Annotated in this window: 17 protein-coding genes; 15 read left to right on the top strand and 2 right to left on the bottom strand. The window is 69.7% G+C overall.

The features are described from left to right. Window positions 1-17 precede the first annotated feature (17 nt). From AC08OX_RS05940 to AC08OX_RS05930, 3 genes are all read left to right on the top strand, one after another. A complete protein-coding gene (locus AC08OX_RS05940) occupies window positions 18-1,376 on the top strand; it encodes an extracellular solute-binding protein (RefSeq protein WP_476606889.1) in 1,359 nt (452 codons plus the stop codon). Between the two features lie 25 nt (window positions 1,377-1,401). Continuing rightward, complete coding sequence (locus AC08OX_RS05935; RefSeq protein WP_476606888.1) at window positions 1,402-2,559, top strand: ABC transporter ATP-binding protein; 1,158 nt, start codon at window positions 1,402-1,404, stop codon at window positions 2,557-2,559. Between the two features lie 354 nt (window positions 2,560-2,913). Further along, entirely contained in the window at window positions 2,914-4,263 is a 1,350-nt protein-coding gene (locus tag AC08OX_RS05930; RefSeq protein ID WP_476606887.1) for a transcriptional regulator, read from the top strand. A gap of 28 nt (window positions 4,264-4,291) precedes the next feature. Here AC08OX_RS05930 and ygfZ read toward each other — a convergent pair whose 3' ends face one another. Beyond that, a complete protein-coding gene (gene ygfZ / locus AC08OX_RS05925) occupies window positions 4,292-5,449 on the bottom strand; it encodes a CAF17-like 4Fe-4S cluster assembly/insertion protein YgfZ (RefSeq protein ID WP_476606886.1) in 1,158 nt (385 codons plus the stop codon). Between the two features lie 542 nt (window positions 5,450-5,991). On the opposite strand from ygfZ, the gene AC08OX_RS05920 reads away from it, so the two are divergent. Next, complete coding sequence (locus AC08OX_RS05920; protein ID WP_023839828.1) at window positions 5,992-6,729, top strand: phosphoglyceromutase; 738 nt, start codon at window positions 5,992-5,994, stop codon at window positions 6,727-6,729. Between the two features lie 198 nt (window positions 6,730-6,927). On the opposite strand, the gene phoU is transcribed toward AC08OX_RS05920, so the two are convergent. Next, window positions 6,928-7,575, bottom strand: coding sequence for a phosphate signaling complex protein PhoU (gene phoU / locus AC08OX_RS05915; RefSeq protein WP_476606885.1), 648 nt, complete (start codon window positions 7,573-7,575; stop codon window positions 6,928-6,930). Between the two features lie 329 nt (window positions 7,576-7,904). On the opposite strand from phoU, the gene AC08OX_RS05910 reads away from it, so the two are divergent. The 11 genes from AC08OX_RS05910 (at window position 7,905) to AC08OX_RS05860 (ending at window position 20,513) form a co-directional block, all read left to right on the top strand. Continuing rightward, window positions 7,905-9,182 (top strand): sensor histidine kinase, encoded by a 1,278-nt coding sequence (locus tag AC08OX_RS05910; RefSeq protein WP_476606884.1) that lies wholly within the window; start codon window positions 7,905-7,907, stop codon window positions 9,180-9,182. 117 nt (window positions 9,183-9,299) lie between these two features. Next, window positions 9,300-9,980, top strand: coding sequence for a response regulator transcription factor (locus tag AC08OX_RS05905; protein ID WP_011434934.1), 681 nt, complete (start codon window positions 9,300-9,302; stop codon window positions 9,978-9,980). A gap of 47 nt (window positions 9,981-10,027) precedes the next feature. Continuing rightward, on the top strand, window positions 10,028-11,077 hold the full coding sequence (locus AC08OX_RS05900; RefSeq protein WP_476606883.1) for a Ppx/GppA phosphatase family protein: 1,050 nt from the start codon (window positions 10,028-10,030) through the stop codon (window positions 11,075-11,077). Between the two features lie 279 nt (window positions 11,078-11,356). Beyond that, window positions 11,357-12,286: a sugar phosphate isomerase/epimerase family protein gene (locus tag AC08OX_RS05895; RefSeq protein WP_476606890.1), complete on the top strand. Its 930-nt coding sequence runs from the start codon at window positions 11,357-11,359 to the stop codon at window positions 12,284-12,286. Between the two features lie 98 nt (window positions 12,287-12,384). Beyond that, on the top strand, window positions 12,385-13,182 hold the full coding sequence (locus AC08OX_RS05890; protein WP_476606882.1) for a class I SAM-dependent methyltransferase: 798 nt from the start codon (window positions 12,385-12,387) through the stop codon (window positions 13,180-13,182). A 398-nt stretch (window positions 13,183-13,580) separates the two neighbouring features. Continuing rightward, a complete protein-coding gene (locus AC08OX_RS05885) occupies window positions 13,581-15,716 on the top strand; it encodes an acyltransferase family protein (protein ID WP_476606881.1) in 2,136 nt (711 codons plus the stop codon). A 100-nt stretch (window positions 15,717-15,816) separates the two neighbouring features. Further along, complete coding sequence (gene proC, locus AC08OX_RS05880) at window positions 15,817-16,614, top strand: pyrroline-5-carboxylate reductase (RefSeq protein WP_476606880.1); 798 nt, start codon at window positions 15,817-15,819, stop codon at window positions 16,612-16,614. 96 nt (window positions 16,615-16,710) lie between these two features. After that, on the top strand, window positions 16,711-16,809 hold the full coding sequence (locus AC08OX_RS05875; RefSeq protein ID WP_003948845.1) for a 30S ribosomal protein bS22: 99 nt from the start codon (window positions 16,711-16,713) through the stop codon (window positions 16,807-16,809). Window positions 16,810-17,077: 268 nt separating this feature from the next. Next, the gene (locus tag AC08OX_RS05870) at window positions 17,078-17,947 is read left to right on the top strand and encodes an SAM hydrolase/SAM-dependent halogenase family protein (protein WP_476606879.1); all 870 of its coding nucleotides are present in this window, start codon (window positions 17,078-17,080) and stop codon (window positions 17,945-17,947) included. Window positions 17,948-18,282: 335 nt separating this feature from the next. Further along, a complete protein-coding gene (locus AC08OX_RS05865; RefSeq protein WP_476606878.1) occupies window positions 18,283-19,323 on the top strand; it encodes an NAD-dependent epimerase/dehydratase family protein in 1,041 nt (346 codons plus the stop codon). A gap of 95 nt (window positions 19,324-19,418) precedes the next feature. Next, a complete protein-coding gene (locus tag AC08OX_RS05860) occupies window positions 19,419-20,513 on the top strand; it encodes a lysophospholipid acyltransferase family protein (RefSeq protein ID WP_476606877.1) in 1,095 nt (364 codons plus the stop codon). Window positions 20,514-20,534: the final 21 nt, after the last annotated feature.

Below are 20,534 nucleotides of genomic sequence, written 5' to 3'. Positions count from 1 at the left end.
GCTGAGAGGAAGAACGTGTGATCCGTATTCGCCGAATGCTGCCGCTGCCCGTCGCTGCCGCGATGATCATTCTGACCGCGTGCGGCGGCGGTGGTGACGCGAGCCCGGCAGACCCCGCGGAGAGCCTGCGCCCCACGGCCCGCCCAGCCGACGCCGGCGTCGACAACGTGGCGGGCGCCAAGGCGTCGCCCGCCTGCGTGGCCCAGGTCAAGACGCTGCGGATGTCCGCCGTCGGCACGCTCAACGACGTCGCGAAATCCGGCAAGGCCTATCTGGAGAAGGCGCATCCCGGCCTCACCGTGGACCTCAACACGAGCGCGCCGGACTACACCTCCCTCGTCCAGCAGATCAGCGCCGACCGCTCGGCCGGCCGTTCCGTCGACGTGGCGGTCGCCGGCTTCGACCTGCTCCCGACCTTCGCCCGGGACCTCGGCGCCCAGGAGCTCTCCCCGCGCCTGCTGCGCGCGTCCTACGACCAACGGCTGGTCGGCCTCGGGCAGGTCGCCGGGAAGCAGATCGGTATTCCCCAGCAGGTGTCGTCTCTGGCCCTGGTCTACAACCTCGACGTGCTGCAGAAGGCCGGCGTCGATCCGGCGACGCTGGGCACGACCGACGGGGTGATCGCCGCCGCTGACAAGATCAAGGCTTCGGGTCAGAATATCCAGCCCCTCGACCTGCCGACCGGCCAGCAGTTCGGGCAGTGGATCCTCAACACCCTGGCCAGCTCCAAGGGGACGCCGATCCAGGACGCGAACGGTCGGCCCGCCCTGAACACCCCGGCGGCCCGCGAGGCCGCCGCGTTCCTCGCGAAGGCCGCGAGCTACGGTACGCACTCCGCCGATCCGACCCAGCAGGGCCTGCTGCGGTTCGGCATCCGCCGGCAGACGGCGATGACCGCCGTGACGGTGGCCTCCGTGGCCGGCGGGCTGAAGTTCATCGCGGGGCAGGGGACGAAGGGTTTCCGGGCCGGCGCGGTCCCGTTCCCGACTCTGCCCGGCGGGACCCAGCACCCGGTCGCGGGCGGCAACGCGCTGACGGTCCTGTCCACCGATCGCTGCCAGCGGGAGATGGCGACCGAACTGGTCGTGTCGCTGCTTTCGCCGGACGTCGTGGCCGCGAGCACGGAGGCGTTGAGCTACATCCCGGTGGATACTCAGGCCGTCAGCCAGCTCGGGTCGTTCTACGCGACCTATCCGCAGCTCAAGCCGTTCAACGCGCTCATCCCCTCGCTGGTGAAGGCGCCGGCTTGGAGCGGGGCCTGCGGCGGGGAGGTCCCGAGCGCGATCTCGGACCAGGTGCAGCGCATCCTCAAGGGCGAGGACCCGGTCAGGGCCCTCGCCGCGGCCCAGAGCCAGGCTGTGGAACTCACCCGTTGACCGGCGGACGCCGCGGGAGAGACCGATGACCCGGATCACGGAACCGGCCGACGGACCCGCCGTGGTGACGGCCGCCACCACGGGGGTGCCGATCGAGATCGACGGGCTGGGCCGGTCGTTCGGCCCGGTCCATGCGCTGCGCGACGTCACGCTGACGGTTGCGCCGGGGGAGATCGTCGCGCTGCTCGGACCGTCCGGCTCGGGCAAGTCGACGCTGCTGCGGATCTGCGCCGGGCTCGAGGAGCCGACGTCGGGTGATCTGCGTTTCGGCGGGGTCAGCCAGCTTGGCGTTGCACCCCACCGCCGGGACGTGTCCATGGTCTTCCAGCATTTCGCGCTCTACCCGCATCTGACGGCCCTGGAGAACCTCACCCTGGCGTTGCGTCACGGCCGCGGCCTGCCGAAGGCCGCGGCGGTGGCCCGGGCCCGTGAGACGCTGGACATGCTCGGCATCGGTGAGCTGGCAGCTCGCCGGCCCGCGAAGATGTCCGGGGGCCAGCGCCAGCGGGTCGCGATCGGCCGGGCACTCGCGACCCGGGCCCGGGTGATCCTGTTGGACGAGCCGATGTCGGGGCTCGACGCCCAGCTCCGGGTCGATCTGCGGGTCGAGATCGTGGGCCTGCTGCGCAGGCTCGGCACCACCGCCCTGTTCGTCACGCACGACCAGGCCGAGGCGATGGCGGTCGGTGACCGGGTCGCGGTGCTCAGCGGCGGCCGGCTGCAGCAGATCGGGACGCCCGACGAGATCTACGACCGGCCCGCCACGCGCTTCGTCGCGGCGTTCATCGGCAGCCCGCCGATGAACGTCCGGGAGGGACGCTGGCATGACGGCCAACTGCACGGGGACGGATTCGCCCTGGCCGCCCCCGCCGGCGCGACGGCGTTCGGAGTCCGGCCCGAGCACCTGGTCCTGGTGGCGGCGGCTTCCACTGGATCAGGATCGCTACCGGCGGACGCCGTGGTGGCGCCGGTGGCGCTGGCGTCGGACGCGCTGCGGGTAACCGGTGAGGTCGTGGTGAGCGAGCGGCTCGGGGCGGAGCGGACGGTGTACGTCCGGACCTCCGCCGGGGTGCTCGCCGTCAGGGTCGACGCCGCTGAGGTGCTCGGCGTGGGCATGCGGGTCACCCTGCGCGCACCGCTGTCCACCCTGACCTTCTTCGACGCCGCCGGCGCCCGGATCTGACGCGGCGCAGCCTCGATCCGCCGCAGCCGTCCCCCTCCCACCCCGCGCGTCCAGTCGGATCGGCGCCGCGTGAATCGCGGAGGGGCCCTCCCCGTGGGCCTGTCCCCGGCTGCCCGACTCGGGAGAATTTCTGACCGGTCGACGTGGTCGCATTCGACCAAAAGATAAATATAACACACTTTTTTCGGACGCTCGGCGGACATGCGTGCAATCAGGGCCCGCCAGTGGTCCGGGAGTGACCTCTGTGCACGCATCGCACCGGAGTCGTCTCTTGGAGCACCAAGATGTCGCGACATAGCGTTAGTAGGTACTCACGGAAGTGCCCCTGGAGATGCGACTGCGAGGAGATCGTCGATGCTGACGGATAACGCTCATGCCTGCACTCATCCGCTTGCGTTCATCCGAGCCCAGCGCGGGTGGTCCTACCAGCGTCTGGCGCGGGTCGTGGCCCGCCGCGCACGTGACCTCGGGGTGGCGAACATGGCCGCCGAGCGGCAGAAGGTCTGGCGCTGGGAGCACCGTGGGGTCGTGCCCGACCGGGTGTCCCAGCTCGCGCTCGCCGCGGAGCTCGGCGTCCCCAACGATCGCCTGGAGTCGCACCCCTGGCCCGCGTGGCTACCGACCGGCGACGCGGTGCGCACCGAGTACCCGTGGACGCCGGGTGGCAGCATAACCTCGATCATGGACGTCGTCGAGGACGCGCTCTCCGACCGCCGCGGCTTCCTGACGATCACTGGGACCGGGGTGGCGGAACTCGCGACGCAGTGGCTCGGCATGGAACCGGCCCGGCTGGCGGCGGCCCTGAACGGGGGACGGGTCGACGACCAGATCGTGAACCGGATCGAGCACAACATCCCCGGGCTGCGGGTCATGGATGAGCGGCTCGGTGGGGAGAGCGTGCGCCGGCTGGTCGACGCCGAGCTCGGCGTGGTGGCGGACCTGCTGGCGCGCGGATCCTATACCGAGCATGTGGGCCGTCACCTGCATCTGGTGGCCGCGGAGCTCGCCCGGTTCGCGGGGTGGGTCTCGTTCGACGCCGGCTTCCAGACGGCCGCCCAGCGGTACTGGATCACCGCGCTGCATGCCGCGCACGCCGGCGGGGACCGCATGCTCGGTGCGAACGTGCTGAAGAACATGTCCCTGCAGTGCGTGGACTTCGCCCGCCCGCGGGAGGCGGTGGATCTGGCCGAGGCCGCCGTGGCCAGCGCCGAGGGGGCGTCCGGTCGCGTCGGCGCCATGCTGCACATGCGGCGGGCCCGTGCTCATGCCGCGCTCGGGGAGGCCAGCGCCTGCGCGCAGGCGCTGGCCTGCTCGGAGGATGCGATGGTCACCGCGCGGCCTGAGGAGCCCGCCTGGTCGTCCTACTTCGACGAGGCCGAGTACCAGGCGCAGATCGGCAGCTGCTACATCGATCTCGGTCACCTCGCGCAGGCGGACCGGTGGCTGGAACGCTCCCTGGCGATCCAGCCGGCCTCCCGGGCCCGGGACCGGGCCACCTACCTGCTTCGGTGGGCCGCGGTCCAGATGGATCTCGGTAATGTCGATCACGGGTGCGAGCTGACCCGCCAGGCCCTGCCGATGCTGGCGGCGACGCGATCCAAGCGCAACGCCCGCCGGGCCGACGAGCTGCGCCGCCGGCTGCGGCGGCACGGCACCGACCCGGCGGTGCGGGAACTCGATCAGATCCTCGCCCGGACTGTCTGAGCCGGCCGGAACCCGAGCCAGCCGGGAATCAGGAACGCAGCCGCCCGGCGGGACGCTTCGGCGCCGTCGTGGCCGGCCCATCGTCCGGATCGATCGCGGCGGCCAGCGGCGCGCCGTCGGGATCGGCGACGACGAGGGAGGCATCCGTCGGCACGGACCGCTTGATCACCGCCAGGGCGATGGGGCCGAGTTCCTCGTGGACCTCGGAGCTGCCGACAAACCCGACCTCGCGCCCGCCGACCGTGACGGTGGAACGGGGCGCCGCCACCGTGCCGTCGAGATGCAGCAGCACCAGCCGCCGCGGCGGGCGACCGAGGTTGTGCACCCGGGCGACGGTCTCCTGCCCGCGGTAGCAGCCCTTGTCCAGGTGCACGGCGCTCGCCAGCCACCCCACCTCGTGCGGAATGGTGCGATGGTCGGTCTCCCGGCCGAGCCGGGGCCGTCGGGAGGCGATGCGCATGGCGTCGAAGGCGGACAGCCCGGCCAGACCCGCCCCGGCGGCGCGCAGCCGCTCGACGGTGCCGGTCAGGTCGGCCCGGCCGACGAGGAGGTCGACGCCGTGGGGCATCCGCCGGACCAGCGTGCCCGTCCCGGTACGGCCGACCGGGTAGGGACCGGTGATCGGCGCCCCGACCGGGCCGGGGGCCTGTGGTTCGGGCAGGCCCGGGCCGGGCGCGCCGTCACCCGGCCCGCCCAGTGCCGCGGCCGCGACCTGCGCGGCCCTTGGCCCGAGCACGCTGAGCACCGCCGTCACCGCGCCGAGGTCCGCCGGCTCCACGCGGAGCATGAAGCGCATCGACTCCAGGTAGCGCAGCAGGATGCCGCCGGTGCCGGGCTCGACGTCCACCCAGGTGGACGTGCCGTCGTCGGCGAGGACGAGATGGTGTTCGACGTGGCCGTGCGGGGAGAGCACCAGCGCCTCGGTGCCCCGCAGCGCGCCCAGCGCGGAAAGATGCTGAGAGGTGACGCTGTGCAGCCAGGAGAGCCGGTTGGGGCCGGAGACGCGCAGCACGTCCCGATGTGATCTGTCGACGACGGCGGCGCCGCCGCGCACCGCGCGCTGTTCCCGTAGCGGATCGCCGTAGTGGGCGGCGACCGCGTCGTCTTCGGCAGTGCCGGCCACCGCACCCGGCAGGCCGAGCAACGGGGAGAGCGAGGCGGGCGTCGTAAGGGACCCTGCGGTCATGGGACTCAGTCTAGGTCCCCGTGGCGTGCCTCGGCCGGGTCCGCGCACGGTTCGGCTGTGGCCCCGGGCCCGCGCGGGTGGCCTGGCTGTTCCGGCCGGCCGGTGTCGGGAGCGTCCCATCAACGCGCGCGGAAAAGCCGTTGCGATGCGCCCCTGGGTCCGCGTAGCGTCACGGGTACACGAGAAGGGAGGTGGTCCAGGCTTTGTATGCTCATAGGACTCGTGAGGTGGCTGTCCGCTAGCCGGTCTCGTGGTCCTCACCTCTAGCCGGGTGGCCCATGGGCACCGGCACCGGCGAGAACCAGGCAGACACCCGACCCCCGGGCGCCGTCGCAAGTCCCGACGGCCCGCCTCCGCTTCGCGCGGCGGCGGAGCGCCCGGGGGTCGTTCAGTTCCGGATGAATTCCTGTCCTGCCGCCGGATTCCTGTCCTGCCGCCGGGTGACAACCGGTCGCCGGCACGACCGGCCCCGAGCCGGGGAGTCACAGGCAACAACCGGCAATGCTGGCCGAGTGGGCCGCCGAGCGGGCAGGATCTCGGGTATGCCGACGCTCGTCCTGCTCCGCCACGGTGAGAGCATTTGGAACCGCGAAAACCTGTTCACCGGCTGGGTGGACGTTGATCTTTCCGAGAAGGGTGCCAAGGAGGCCACTCGCGGGGGTGAGCTGCTGCGGGAGTCCGGCGTCCTGCCGGACGTGGTGCACACGTCCCTGCTGACCAGGGCGATCCGTACCGCCTGGCTGGCGCTGGATGCCGCCGGGCGCACCTGGGTTCCGGTTCGCCGCACCTGGCGGCTCAACGAGCGGCACTACGGCGGCCTGCAGGGCCTGAACAAGGCGGAGACGCTGGAGAAGTTCGGCGCGGAGCAGTTCCAGCTCTGGCGTCGCTCCTATGACACGCCGCCGCCGGAGATCGGTCCGGAGCAGGTCAGCGGGGTGGACGAGCGCTATGACGACCTTGCCCCCGACGTCATCCCGCGGACCGAGTGCCTCGCCGACGTCGTTGCCCGGATGCTGCCCTACTGGTACGACGCGATTGTGCCGGACCTGCGGACCGGCCGTACCGTCCTGGTGGCGGCGCATGGCAACTCGCTGCGCGCCCTGGTGAAGCATCTCGATCACATCAGCGACACCGACATCGCCGGGCTCAACATCCCCACCGGCATCCCGCTGCGCTACGAGCTGGACGACCAGCTGGGTGTGGTGAGCTCGGGGTACCTCGACCCCGACGCCGCGGCGCTCGCCGCGGCCGCCGTCGCCGCGCAGGGCACCAAGAAGTAGTCAGAAAAGCAATCAAGAAGATAGTCGAGACTAAAAATAGCCGGGACTATAATCATATAGTCCCGACCGGCCCGTGCCATCATCGCGGGCCATCGCGGGCAGCCGCCGTAGCGCCGGCGGGATGCACGCGGGGAACCGTCGGGCCGTGCGTGGGGACCACGCCCGCGCGAGACCGGGGGCGGATCTCCCCGGGTGCCCTCACGTGCCGCTGGAATCCCCGGTGACCAGGTAGAGCACCCGGCGGGCGACCGAGACCGCATGGTCGGCGTACCGCTCGTAGTAGCGGCCGCAGAGAGTGATGTCGATCGCCGCCTCCATCCCGTGCGGCCAGGGCTTCTCGATCAGTATGTGGAACAGGGCGCGGTGCAGCCCGTCCATCGCGTCGTCGTCGGCCTCCAGCTGCTTGGCGAGGTCGGTGTCCCGGCTAGCGATCACCGATCCGGCCTTCGCGACGATGCGCTGCGCGACCTGCCCCATCTCCAGCAGGGTCGCCCGGAGCTCCGGCGGGACCGCCCGGCCCGGGTAGCGCCGGCGGGCGACCTTCGCCACGTGCAGGGCGAGGTCGCCCATCCGCTCCAGGTCGGCGACGATCCGCAGCGTGGCCACCATCATCCTCAGATCGGTGGCGACCGGGGCCTGGCGGGCCATCACGTCGAAGGCCCGCTCCTCGATCTCGTTGCGCAGCAGGTCGACCGTCTCGTCTCCGCTGATGACGTTCTCGGCGAGTTGGAGATCGGCGTCGAGGAGAGCGGTGGTGGCCCGGGCCATGGCCGAGGCGACCAGGTTGGTCATCTCGATCAGGGACCGGTTGATGCTGTCGAGTTCGTCGGTGAAGGCGTCCCGCACGGACGGCTCCTTCTCATTCGGTGGGGGATCGAGGGGTCAGAGATCCTGAGGGATTGATTCGATCATGGTGCTTTTGGGTACTTGCGTCGCTCCGGTTCTGACGATGATGCGGACCTCTCGCTCTCTGGTGAACATTGACGATGGGTCTGATGAACAGCTAGCGACGATCGGCGGTGGAGGCTTGCAGAGCAATACCTAGGTGGCATGCGGACACCTAGCATGCGGCGAGTGGGTGACAGGTCGGCGGATGCCATGACAACCGGTACACACCGCATCCGCGGCTCGTGCAGGTCGGCAGGCCGTACAGGGTGAGCGGACGATGGTGGACGATGACAGCGGTGCCTGGAACAGCCGGTTCGACGACTGACCTGACTACTGGTTCGGCGTCCGGCGGGGACACCGGCGGCATGACGTTGCCGGCAAGGCTCGTGCGTCGGGTGATCGCCGGCCTGCCGACCGGTCTGCTCGTCCTCGACGCCGCGGACCGGGTAGTTCTGGTGAACATGGTCGCGCGACGTATGGGTGTGGTCGCCGCCGACGAGATCGCGGTGGTGGAGCTGGCCGATCTCGTCCGGGCCACCCGACTCGCGGGCAGTGACCAGGAGCGGCAGCTTGAGCTGCCGCCCGTCCCCGAGCCCCCCCTCACCCGTCCTCGACCGGACCAGGAGGGGCTGGCGGTGCGTGCCCGGGCCCGGCTGCTGGACTCGTCCGGTCATGTCGCCGTCATCGTGGATGACATTACCGAGTCGCGTCGGGTCGAGGCCGTCCGTCGGGACTTCGTGGCGAACATCAGCCACGAGCTCAAGACGCCGGTCGGTGCGTTGCACGTCCTCGCCGAAGCGGTCGCCGCGGCCTGCGAGGACCCGGTGGCAGTCCGCCGGTTCGCCTCCCGGATGACCCACGAATCGACCCGGCTCGCCCGTCTGGTTCAGGAGATCATCGATCTCTCCCGGCTGCAGGGCGCCGATCCGCTGCCCAACCTGCGGCCGATGCGGGCGTCCGCGGTGCTCACCGAGGCGGTCGACCGCACCCGGCTGGCAGCGCAGGCCCAGGCGATCTCGGTTGCGGTGATCGGCGATGGTGACCTGCCGGTGTGTGGGGATGAGGGCCAGCTCGTGACCGCCGTCGCGAACCTGCTCGACAATGCGATCAGCTACTCGCCGCGTGGCACCCGGGTCGTGCTCGGGGTTCGGCGCAGCGGTGAGACCGTGGAGATCTCCGTCGCCGACGAGGGCATCGGGATCGCGGAGAAGGACCTGGAACGGGTCTTCGAACGCTTCTATCGGGCGGATCCGGCGCGATCCCGCGCGACCGGTGGGACCGGCCTGGGGCTCGCCATCGTCAAGCACATCGCGACCAATCACGGCGGCGTGGTCTCTGTGTGGAGCGCCGAGGGCGCGGGTTCCACCTTCACACTCCGGTTGCCGCTGTTCACCGGCGACGATGACGATGCGATGACGGACGGCTCGGACGAAACCCGCGAGGATGACGGGGTGGATGGCTTCGACGTCGTCGGGGCCGATGCCGACGCCCGCGGTCGGGGCGATAGTGAACATCATGGCGATGGTGAACATCATGGCGATGATGAACTCGGTGGCGGTTCGTGAACGGTGAACGGTACCGGTCATGACCGGTAGACGCGGCGGGTTCACCCGTCCCATCGACGGTAACAGGAAGCGGTCCGGGTCGGCCGGTCCGTCCAACGTAACAAGGGGAGCGAACAGGTGACCCGGCTGCTCGTGGTCGAGGACGAGGAGTCCTTCTCCGACGCGTTGTCGTTCATGTTGGAACGGGAGGGCTTCGAGGTGGGGGTCGTCGCCGACGGCCCCAGCGCGCTGGCCGAGTTCGATCGGCGGGGGGCTGATCTTGTCCTGCTGGACCTCATGCTGCCGGGGCTGTCGGGCACGGAAGTGTGCCGAACCTTGCGAACCCGTTCCACTGTGCCGATCATCATGCTGACCGCTCGGGACAGCGAGATCGACAAGGTGCTCGGGCTGGAACTCGGAGCGGACGACTACGTCACGAAGCCGTTCTCCGCCCGGGAGCTGGTGGCGCGGATCCGCGCGGTGCTGCGGCGGCGGTCGGAGAACGAGGAGGTGGGGGACGCGACGTTGGAGGCCGGCCCGGTCCGGATGGACGTTGAGCGCCATGTCGTCACCGTCGACGGGACCACGGTCACCCTGCCGCTCAAGGAGTTCGAGCTGTTGGAGATGTTCCTGCGCAACGCGGGCCGGGTGCTGACCCGGGGCCAACTGATCGACCGGGTCTGGGGGTCGGACTACGTCGGCGACACCAAGACCCTGGATGTCCACGTCAAACGACTGCGGACAAAGATTGAGCACGAACCCGGCAACCCGCGGCACCTGGTGACCGTTCGGGGACTGGGATACAAGTTCGAGCCGTGACCCCGGCGGTCGCGGCCGGAGGGAACGGTGAAGAGGTGCTCGGTGGCATGCGTCCGGGTGCGTGGTTTCCGAAGATCGTGGCGCAGCCCGACGCCGCCGTCGCCCCGGGACGGCAGGCGGCCGCGGTGAGTCCGCTCCCGGCGGGTCCACATCCCGGTCCAATGCGTCTCGGTGTGATCGACATCGGCTCGAACACCGTCCACCTGCTTGTCGTGGACGCGCACCGGGGCGGCCAGCCGCAGCCGGCCGCCAGCGTGCGCGTGCCGCTGCGGCTGGTGGAACTGCTCGACGCGGACGGGGCGCTGGACGCCGCTGGAGAGCGCGCTCTGACCTCCTGCGTCCTGGACATGCGCCAGCAGGCCGACGCGCTCGGGGTCCACGATCTGGCGGCCTTCGCCACGTCGGCGTTGCGGGACGCCACCAACGGAGAGGCGGTCCTGCGCCGGGTGGGCGAGGCCACCGGGGTCTCCATCGGCGTCCTGCCCGGGGAGGAGGAGGCCAGGTTGACCTTCCTCGCCGTCCGCCGGTGGTTCGGCTGGAGCGCCGGCCGGTTGCTGGCGTTGGACATCGGCGGTGGTTCCCTGGAGATCGGCGCCGGCATGCACGAGGACCCCGAAGTGGTCGCATCCCTGCCGCTTGGCGCGAGCCGGCTGACCCGGGACTGGCTGGCCCCGAGCGACCCGCCCAAGCGGTCCGAGCTCAGCGAGCTGCGCCGTTACGTCCGGTCCCAGATCGCGCCGATCGTGGGCACCATCTATCCCCTGGGGGAGCACACGAGGGCGGTGGCGACGTCGAAGACCTTCCGGTCGCTGGCTCGGATCGCCGGTGCGGAGTCCTACAGCCGCGGTCCCTATACCCGCAGGGTGCTGCGCCGGGACGACCTCGTGGAGGTGACGGCCAAGGTGTGCCGGATGTCGGTCGAGGAGCGCGCGGCGCTGCCGGGCGTCTCCGCCTCCCGGGCGGCCCAGCTGGTCGCGGGGGCGGTCGTCGCGGACGAGGCTCTCGATCTGTTCGCCATCGACGAGGTGGAGATTTGCCCCTGGGCCCTGCGTGAAGGGGTGATCCTGCGCCGACTGGACTGGCTCACCTCATCCTGACGATCCTGACGCCGGAGCGATGAACTCCCTTCACCTGGCAGAGGGTGAGATGAACCTTGCAGAAAGTGTTCTTGATGCGCGTAATTGCCCGATGTGGCTGTTGTCACGGGCGATATGAAGGTTCCGACCGTCATCCCGCGGATGTCTGTGCGGGCGGGGCCGCGGAGATGGCCTAGCCTGGGAGAGAGGTCGGTCGTGACGGCCAACCCCTGGCTCGCGTGGCAGGGAGACGGATTGCAGGCATGGCGTGACGACGCGCGGTCGGTGTCGCCGACCGCGATGGCTCCCGCCCCGATCTCGTCCGGTGGGGTCGCGGGCGGTTCGGGGCCCGGTGGTGGTGGCGGTAGCTCCTCACTCATTGTCCCGCGCGGAGCGCCCGAGCTGGCCACGACCGCTCCGGGTGCCCGCGTGGCGCTCTCAACGGCCTCGACCTATCCCGAGTCCACCGCCTCGGCCTTCGAGATGGCGGCGCGGCTGGGGTATGACGGGGTCGAGATCATGGTCTGGACCGATCCGGTTAGCCAGGATCCGCAGGCGCTGAAGCGGCTGATGGACTATCACGGCATCCCGATTCTGGCCATTCATGCGCCGTGCCTGCTGCTCACCCAGCGGGTCTGGGGTACGGATCCATGGGCGAAGCTGGTGCGGGCCTGTACCGTAGCCGAGACGCTTGGCGCGTCGACGGTCGTCGTCCACCCGCCGTTTCGCTGGCAGCGAGACTATGCCCGCGAGTTCGTGACGGGCATCGAGCGGATGGCCGGCGAGACCGACATCCGCTTCGCGGTGGAGAACATGTTCCCGCTGCGGGCGCGGGGGCGGGAGGTCTCCGCCTATGCCCCGGACTGGTCCCCGGTCGAAGACGACTACGCGTATGTCACCCTCGACCTGTCGCACACGAGTGTGTCCCGCTCGGACCCGCTCGAGATGGCCGAGCTTCTCGGCGAGCGGCTGGTCCACGTGCACATGGCCGATGGTCTGGGCTCGGCCAAGGACGAACATCTCGTCCCCGGTCGTGGCACGCAGCCCTGTGCGGAGCTGCTTGAACTGCTGGCCGCCGGCGGTTTCGACGGCACCGTGGTGGTCGAGATCAATACCAGGCGGGCCGAGTCGCGTGCCCAGCGCGAGGCCGAGCTCGCCGAGGCGCTGGCGTTCACCCGTCTGCACTTCGCCGCACCGTCCGCCGCAGGACTCCGTTCCACCTACGGCTGATCCACCTACGGCTGATCCACCTACGGCTGATCCGCATCCGGGGTCCACCGCCGGCTGACCCACCTCCGGGGCTTACACCGTTCCCATGGCTCGCCGCCATGGTCGAGTGCCACCATGACGGAGTGTCCGTCCCTTCTGGTCGTACTCCCACCGGCTCGCTGTTCGACCCGTTGGCGGATGCCTACGCCGCGGCCAGGCCGAGCTATCCCGACCACATCTTCCGTGACGTCGAGCGGTTCCTCGGGCGGCCGCTGCGCGGCGCGGACGTGCTTGACGTCGGTGCCGGGACCGGCATCGCCACGCGTCTGCTGATCGGCCGGGGCGCGCGGGTGGTACCGGTGGAACCCGGGCCGACCATGCTGGCGCGGTTGCGTCAGCGCAGCCCCGGACTGCCCGCGGTGCGCGGGGACGGGGAGGCGTTGCCCTTCCGGGAGCAGGCCGTCGACCTGGTCTGCTATGCCCAGGCATGGCACTGGGTACAGGTACCGACCGCTGCGGCCGAGGCCGCCCGCGTGCTGCGGCCCGGCGGAGCCCTCGCCGTGTGGTGGAACGACGTCGACGCCGAGGAGTACCGGTGGTGGCAGCGCCAGCAGGAACGGCTTGAGCGGATGAACCCCGGATATCACCGCGGGTACCGTGTGCGACCGTTCGCCGACGAGTTGCGGTGGACCGGCCACTTCAGCGAGGTTGTCACCCTGACCGGCCGGTGGCGGCGCCGGATTAACATCGATGACTACCTCACGTGGCAGCGGTCGAAGTCCTACGTCGCGGCCATCGGCGATTGGCTCGACGATTTCCTTGACGCGGAGCGTCGCACGATGCTGCGCGCCTTTCCTGACGGTGTCGTCGTCGAGCCGTTTCGTACGCTCCTGGTGATTGCCCAGGTTCCCGAGTAGCGCGCGGGAGAGACAGCGTGGGCGCCTCTGCCGAGGCTCTCCCGTCCGGTGATCTTCCCCTTTCTCTGACGCGCTGTGACGCCATGGTTCGGCCGATGTGACTTCGTAATGAACCGTGCGCACAGCGTCGCTTTTGGGGTGGCGTTGTTTTGTGGCCACCGGTACCTGCCTTGTCCCGAATTTTCCGATCCGTTAGTCTTGCGTCATTCGCACAGTGATGTCTGACTTCGCTGGCGTAGCGGGGTGATACGGGTACCCGTGTCCGGGTCATTGGTCCGACCAGGGGCATGGTTCGGGAGCGACTCACGCTCGGGTCATCGCGGCACCGTACGGTCGCCCTGAGTGTCGGGTGTCGGTGCCAGGACTGCCGACGCCCGATAGAGGAGGCGACGGTCATCATGCGGCTTGCCCCGCAGCAGACTGAGGCGACAAGGATAACGAGGATAACGCGCGACGGCACCCCGGCTGGCTGGGAGCCGCCGGCCAGGCTGGCCGCGGCTGCCGCCGCGGCGAAGTTCGCGTACAACCCGGCGTTGGACGGGTTGCGGATCGTCTGTATCTACACCATCCTCGCCGGCTACATGGGTGCGATCCAGGCCAGCAACGTCGCCGTCGACGTCTTCTTCGTGCTGAGTGGATTTCTTATCACCACGCTCCTGCTGACCGAACACAGCCGGACCGGGACGATCTCGGTGAGTCGATTCCTGGTGCGCCGGGCCTACCGGCTGATGCCCGCGATGTGGGTGTACCTGCTCGTCGGGCTCGCGGTGACGGTGGCGTTCAAATGGAACGACATCCCCTTCCGGGACGACTACGTCGGGAGTGCGCTCTCCGCCTTTTTCAACGTCAACAACTGGTACAAGGTCCTGCATCCTGCCGCCGGTGGGCGATGGTTGGCCCACGTGTGGTCCCTGTCCCTGGAGGAGCAGTTCTATCTCTTGTGGCCGGGGCTGTTCCTGATTGTCAGCCGCTCGGACCGGTTCCGGGCGCACCTGCTGAAGATCATTTTCGCCATGATTGCCTTCGCGGCGGTCTGGACCTGGACCGTGGCCGCCGGCGGCGCCCCGCACTCGCGGGTGTACCTCGCGCTGGACACGCACGTCGCACCGCTGCTGATCGGCTGTCTGCTGGCGGTCTGGCGTGACATCCGCCTGCGCGCCCTCGTCGCCGAGGAGCCGGACTTGGCCGCGCCGCGCCGCCGCCGGCACGCCCAGCAGATCGGCACGATGACCCCTGTCACGGCGGCGACGGTCGAGCGTTGGCGGGCGGGCCGTCGGATCGCCGATCTCGGCTTTGTTGCAGGGATCGGATTGATCTTCTTCGCCTTCCTTGGGCCGAACAAGGACGGTTATGACGCCAACTGGCTCGACCATGCCGCCTACCTGCCCAGCGCCCTGCTCGGTGCCGTGGTCATCCTGGGCGCCGACCTGCGCCGCGACGCCGGCTGGGTCCGCCTGCTCGGCAGTCCACGGATGGCCTTCCTCGGTAAGATCACCTTCAGTATCTACCTCTGGCACTATCCGGTGATCTCGGTTGCGAACGGGCAGCTGGTGCCCCGGATCGGGCTGTGGCCGTCGGTTGTCGTGGCGGCGGCGGTCAGCACGTTCATCGCGTACTTCTCGAACCGGTTCGTGGAGAAGCCTGCGCAGCGTGCCCGACCCCCGTGGGCCGACACCCCCCGTGGGCCCGAGCCGGGCGCGATCCCGGCGGCGCGGCCCGCTCCCGGAGACGCCACTGGACCCGGCGCAGCCACCTGGGCGCGCATTCCCGAACCGACCCGGGAGCCCGACCGCGGACGGTTCTCGCACCCGGCCGTCCCGCGGGCCGGCCGGAATCACCCGTACGACGAGGGTGACCGGTACGAGGGCCACCGGCACCACCGGTCCTGGGACCGGACCGGTGAATCCGGACAGCGTTACCGGCCTGACGGGGACCGCCGGGCCGCCGGGCTGTACACCCTTGACGAGGTGTATCCGGCTGGCGAGCCAGACCGGTCGGCACGCGTCGCGTCGGCCACGACCGGTCGGTCTGATCGGCTGGATCACGACTGGCCCGGCGATCCGCCCGGGGCCCGGTCGCGGGGTGGCTGGTCGGGCGAAGGTGGCTGGTCGTCGTACGAGGTCGGGTCCGATCAACCGGCGGGTGGCCCGGACGATGCCGATGAATGGGGTGATGAATGGATCGACGAGGGCTACGTCCGTCCTTGGCCGGGGTACGGGTACGGACTCACCGAGACCGCCGACCTGTCGTGGGCGGTGCGAGGCCGGCAAAACGGCGGCGAGGAGGCGCAGCGGCAGGCGGCCACGGACCGGGCATACACCGCCGAAATAATCTACGATCCTCGATCCGTCGTCGGCCGGCAGGGCGAACGTCACGAGCCCTGGACGGGTCACGAGCCCTGGACGGGTCACGAGCCCTGGACGGGTCACGAGCCCTGGACGGGTCACGAACCCGGCCACTGGGGTGGCCACGAACGCCGGCTTGAGTACGACGGGCGACGCGGAGTTGATCGCCAGTCGGGCTACGGCTGGTAGCCCGCGTACGACGGCGGGCCGGGATCCGCATTCCGCTGGCTGCCCGAGGGCGCCGTAACCTCCAGGCCGGGGTAGAAGCGGGTGGAAGGAAAGGATGGTCATGATCGTTGCGGTCATGGGGGCGGGACGGCTCGGCGGGGCGATGCTGTCGGGGCTGCTGCGGTCCGGGCATGCCGCTCAGGACATCGTCGTGGCCGAACGTGATGCCGACCGGGCTGGTGAGATCGTGGCGCGTCACGGCGTCGAGGCGCAGGCGCCGACGGTGGCCGCAGCCAAGGCGGATGTTCTGATCATCGCGGTGAAGCCCCAGGACGTCGGGACCCTGCTGACCGAGATCGGGTCGGTGGTCGCGAACGGGACGCTCGTGGTGTCGTTGGCGGCGGGCATCACCACTGATCTTCTCGAGGAGCGGCTACCTTCGCTTTCCCCGGTGGTCCGGGTGATGACGAACACCCCGCTGCTCGTCGGGGAGGCGATGTCGGCGATCTGCGGGGGCCGCTACGCCGAGGAGAAGCACCTCGCCACGGCAGAAGCCCTGCTGACGCCGGTCGGCCGGGTGACGCGGGTGGCAGAGTCCCAGCTCGACGCGGTGACGGCCCTGTCCGGCAGCGGACCGGCGTACTTCTTCTATCTTGTCGATGCGATGATCGAGGCGGGTGTGCTCCTCGGGCTGCCCCGCACCCTGGCTGCGGAACTCATGACCCAGACCGCCCTGGGCTCGGCGCGGATGCTGCGCGAGAGCGGTGAGCATCCGGTGCTGTTGCGGGAGGCCGTCACCTCTCCGGCCGGGACCACGATCGCGGCGCTGCGGGAGCTGGACCGTCGCGGTGTGCGCGCGGCGCTCATGGACGCCCTGGAGGCGGCGAGCAATCGGTCGCGGGAACTCGGCCGTAGTTGAGGGCGCCCGGGTACCGGAGCACCCGGGCTCCGATGGTTGCCCGCCGTGGCGGGTAGGCTCGCCCGGTAACTTCCTCAACATAGATCGGTCGGGTACGTGGGTTCTGTCATCAAGAAGCGTCGTAAGCGGATGGCCAAGAAGAAGCACCGCAAGTTGCTGAAGCGGACGCGCGTTCAGCGCCGCAACAAGAAGTAGGCCGCTGCCAGGAAGTCAGGCCGCTGATCGGAAGTAGGTAGCGCACTAGGACGCGGGTCGCCCACCGGGGGGTGGGGCGTACCCGGGAGTCCGGTCGTACCTGGAGATAGTCGGCCGATCCGCGGCGTCCGGTGTCCACCCCGCACGTCGCGAGTTCGTACCGCCATGCCGTCTCGTATCATGTGGCTTTGCGTGCTGTAACTGTCACCGTGTGGCAGGCTGTTTCCCTCGGGTGGCAGCGTGGCCGGCCCGCAGCCAGGGAGACGGCATGACGGGATCGTGGATCAATTTCCTGTCCGACTACGGCGTCGACGATGCCTCTGTAGGGGTGTGTCACGGGGTTATCGCGCGGCACGCCCCGTCGGCGCGCGTCCTCGACGTCTGCCACGCCATCGCGCCGCAGGACGTCGGGCATGCGGCCGTCACCCTGGTCGGCGCGATCGGTTATCTTCCGGTGGGGGTTCATCTCGTCGTCGTGGAGCGGCTCGATGCCGACGGTTACACCCGCGGCGCGGCGATCCGGAGCACGGACGGCTCGACCTTCGTCTGCCCGGACAACGGCGTGGCGTCGCTGGCCTGGGATGCGCTCGGTGGCGTCGCCGCGGTGCACGAGATCTCCAACCGGGAGCTGTGGCTACCGCTGCCCACCGCGGTGTTCCGGGGACGGGACGTCTATGCGCCGGTCGCGGCCCGGCTTGCTGCCGGACTCGCCCTCACCGACGTCGGCCCCCGGCTCGACCCCGACGCGCTCACGCGTTTCCAGCCGCGTGCGTGCAGCGTCGACGACGACCATGTGCACGGCGAGGTCGTGTCCGTTGACCACTTCGGCAACCTCTCGCTCAACATGACCCGGGCCGAGCTGGAGGCCGCCGGCATTCTGTTGGGAGATCTGGTCGAGGTCCGTGCCGGCAACCGCGTCATGCGGCTCACGTTCACGCATACCTACGGCGATGTGCCCCGCGGTGGAGTCACCTTGTGTGAGGATGCGTTGCGTCGGGTGATGATCGCAGTAAACTGTGGGCGAGCGGCCGACCTGCTGCGGCTGCGGCGCCAGGACGCGGTCGTCGTGGCGCAGCTGCCGAGGAGTCCGTCACCGGGACGCTCCATCCTGGATTTTCCGTTGCCGGCCCAGCGGTGATGCCGGCATCACCGCTGGGCCGGCAACGTCGGCAGCGGCACCGGGCCTGGCCGGCGTCGATCCTCGTCCGGCTCGGACGGGTTGTTTTTCCCCTACTTTCCGTATTCGATGTGCGCGGCTGGCCTTACGCTGTGCAATGAGCGGTCGAGGGACGGGCGTACGATGAGCCCACGATCGGACCGCGTGAACCTTTCTCGGCCGGACATCGCGGCCCCCGGTCCCGGGGAACGGTGGCGCGCTCCGGTCGGCCTGGTTCGGGCTGCCCGGTCGCCCGGTCGCCCGGCCATCCGGTCCGGGTGCCGGGCTGGACCATGCGGGCGTTGCGGGAGACTGCCATGAGACCACGCCGTGTGTTGGTGACCGGTGTAGCGCGGCCGTTGGGGGCGCAGGTGGCGATGGCGCTCGCGGCTGACCCGGGGGTCGAGGCCGTCGTCGGGGTCGATACCACTGCTCCCACCAGCGACCTCGGGCGGACCCAGTTCGTGCGCGCGGACATCCGGCATCCGTTGATCGCAAAGGTGATCTCCACCACGGAGATCGATACGGTGCTGCACCTGAACGTGATCGCCACGCCGCTCGGTGCGGGTGGACGGGCCGCGATGAAGGAAATCAACGTCATCGGCACGATGCAGCTGCTGGCCGCGTGCCAGAAGGCGCCCAGTGTCACCAAGCTGGTCGTGAAGTCCACGACGTCGATCTACGGGTCGTCCGCTCGCGACCCCGCGCTGTTTACAGAGGACACTGAGCCGCGCGCCCTGCCCGCCGGTGGCTATGCCAAGGACGCCGTCGAGGTCGAGGGTTACGTGCGTGGATTCAGCCGGCGACGTCCCGACATCGCGGTAACCGTGCTGCGGTTCACCAACATCCTCGGTCCGCAGATCGACAGCCCGCTCGCGCGCTATCTGGACCTTCCGCTGGTTCCCACGGTCCTCGGCTTCGACCCCCGCATCCAGCTGCTGCACTCCGATGACGCGTTGGCCGTGCTGATGCGCGCGACCCGCCGCGCCCACCCGGGGACGTTCAACGTGGCCGGGGACGGTGTGCTCCTGCTTTCGCAGGCGATCCGCCGAGCGGGTCGGCCGTCCACGCCGGTGCCGTTCCCCGCGATCGGGGTGTTGGGCGGGATCGCCCGGCGGCTGCGGCTCGTCGACTTCTCCGCTGAGCAGCTTGACTTCCTCGCGCACGGCCGGGCCGTGGACACGACCCGGCTGAAGGAGATCTTCGGTTACCGGCCCCGGTACTCGACGATGGAGACCTTCGACAGTTTCGTCCGCCAGCGCGGGCTCCGGTTCACCATCGACCACGATCTGATCTCCCGAGCTGAGCACAGGATGCTCGATTCGCTGGCCCGATGCCGGCTGGTGGGAACAGGGTGATGGAGGGCGGTTGCGGCCCGCCGGGTGCGGGATCGGATAGGGGGGAGGCGGAACACGTGATAAAAGGTGACGAATCCCGGGGTGAAGCGCAGATCATGCCTTGGAAATCCGCCGCAGCCGATTCGGCTTCGCATGACCCGGCTTTTCTCGACGGGATTTCCCCCGACGAGGTTTCCCCCGGTCCAGCCGCCGCGTCCCCTCGCTCCTCGCTCAACGGTGCCGAGGCGACGCTGACCGAAAGCCGGTCGGCGGCGGGTGGGCCGTCCGACCCGGCGACGGATCCCACCGCCGCTGCCGGGCCCGACGGCGCTGCCGGGCCCGACGGCGCGCCACCGTCGACGGCCGAACCCGGTGATCTGGAGACGGCCCTCGCGGGAGCGCTGGCCTTCCTGCGGCGGCGCATCACCGGCGACTACGTCGTCGACGAGCACGGGTTTGACCCGGACCTCACCGAACACGTCGTCGCTCCGCTGCTGCGGCCGATCTACCGGGACTACTTCCGGGTCGAGACCCGGGGGCTGGAGAACATCCCGGACACGGGTGGCGCTCTGGTGGTGGCCAATCACTCGGGCACCCTGCCAATGGACGCGCTGATGATGGCCGTGGCCATCCTCGATCATCATCCGGCCCATCGCCACCTGCGCATGCTCGCCGCCGACCTGGTGTTCGCGGTGCCGTTCCTGGCCCCGCTGGCTCGTAAGATCGGCAACACTCTGGCGTGTCAGGCTGACGCGGAACACCTGCTGAACACCGGGCACCTTGTCGGGGTCTGGCCGGAGGGCTTCAAGGGCGTCGGCAAGCCGTTCAGCGAGCGGTACAAGTTGCAGCGGTTCGGGCGCGGTGGATTCGTCTCGGCCGCGTTGCGGACGGGTGCGCCGATCATTCCGTGCACGATCGTCGGAGCCGAAGAAATCTATCCTATGATTGGTAACGCGAAGTCGCTCGCTCGCCTGTTCGGGCTGCCCTACCTGCCGGTTACGCCGACCTTCCCGTGGCTCGGTCTGCTGGGGCTCATCCCGCTTCCGTCCAAATGGATCATCGAGTTTGGGGAGTCGGTCCCGACGAAGACGTACACCGCTGAGGCGGCGGACGACCCGATGCTGGTGTTCGAGCTTACCGATCGCATCCGGGAGACCATCCAGCATACGCTGTACAGCCTGCTGATGCAGCGCCGCTCGGTGTTCTTCTAGCGGGAGTTTCCTAGATAAGTT

The sequence above is a fragment of the Frankia sp. CoBUL1 genome, from assembly GCF_978021245.1.
The sequence above is the reverse complement of the archived record's forward strand: the minus strand, read 5'-3'. Positions and strand labels throughout refer to the sequence as shown.

Excerpts from the sequence above, each read along its gene's own strand:
- AC08OX_RS05935 (WP_476606888.1), top strand. The coding sequence starts at position 1,402 with ATGACCCGGATCACGGAACCGGCCGACGGACCCGCCGTGGTGACGGCC.
- AC08OX_RS05930 (WP_476606887.1), top strand. The coding sequence starts at position 2,914 with ATGCTGACGGATAACGCTCATGCCTGCACTCATCCGCTTGCGTTCATC.
- ygfZ (WP_476606886.1), bottom strand. The coding sequence starts at position 5,449 with ATGACCGCAGGGTCCCTTACGACGCCCGCCTCGCTCTCCCCGTTGCTC.
- AC08OX_RS05920 (WP_023839828.1), top strand. The coding sequence starts at position 5,992 with ATGCCGACGCTCGTCCTGCTCCGCCACGGTGAGAGCATTTGGAACCGC.
- AC08OX_RS05910 (WP_476606884.1), top strand. The coding sequence starts at position 7,905 with ATGACAGCGGTGCCTGGAACAGCCGGTTCGACGACTGACCTGACTACT.
- AC08OX_RS05900 (WP_476606883.1), top strand. The coding sequence starts at position 10,028 with ATGCGTCCGGGTGCGTGGTTTCCGAAGATCGTGGCGCAGCCCGACGCC.
- AC08OX_RS05895 (WP_476606890.1), top strand. The coding sequence starts at position 11,357 with ATGGCTCCCGCCCCGATCTCGTCCGGTGGGGTCGCGGGCGGTTCGGGG.
- AC08OX_RS05890 (WP_476606882.1), top strand. The coding sequence starts at position 12,385 with ATGGTCGAGTGCCACCATGACGGAGTGTCCGTCCCTTCTGGTCGTACT.
- AC08OX_RS05885 (WP_476606881.1), top strand. The coding sequence starts at position 13,581 with ATGCGGCTTGCCCCGCAGCAGACTGAGGCGACAAGGATAACGAGGATA.
- proC (WP_476606880.1), top strand. The coding sequence starts at position 15,817 with ATGATCGTTGCGGTCATGGGGGCGGGACGGCTCGGCGGGGCGATGCTG.
- AC08OX_RS05870 (WP_476606879.1), top strand. The coding sequence starts at position 17,078 with ATGACGGGATCGTGGATCAATTTCCTGTCCGACTACGGCGTCGACGAT.
- AC08OX_RS05865 (WP_476606878.1), top strand. The coding sequence starts at position 18,283 with ATGAGACCACGCCGTGTGTTGGTGACCGGTGTAGCGCGGCCGTTGGGG.
- AC08OX_RS05860 (WP_476606877.1), top strand. The coding sequence starts at position 19,419 with ATGCCTTGGAAATCCGCCGCAGCCGATTCGGCTTCGCATGACCCGGCT.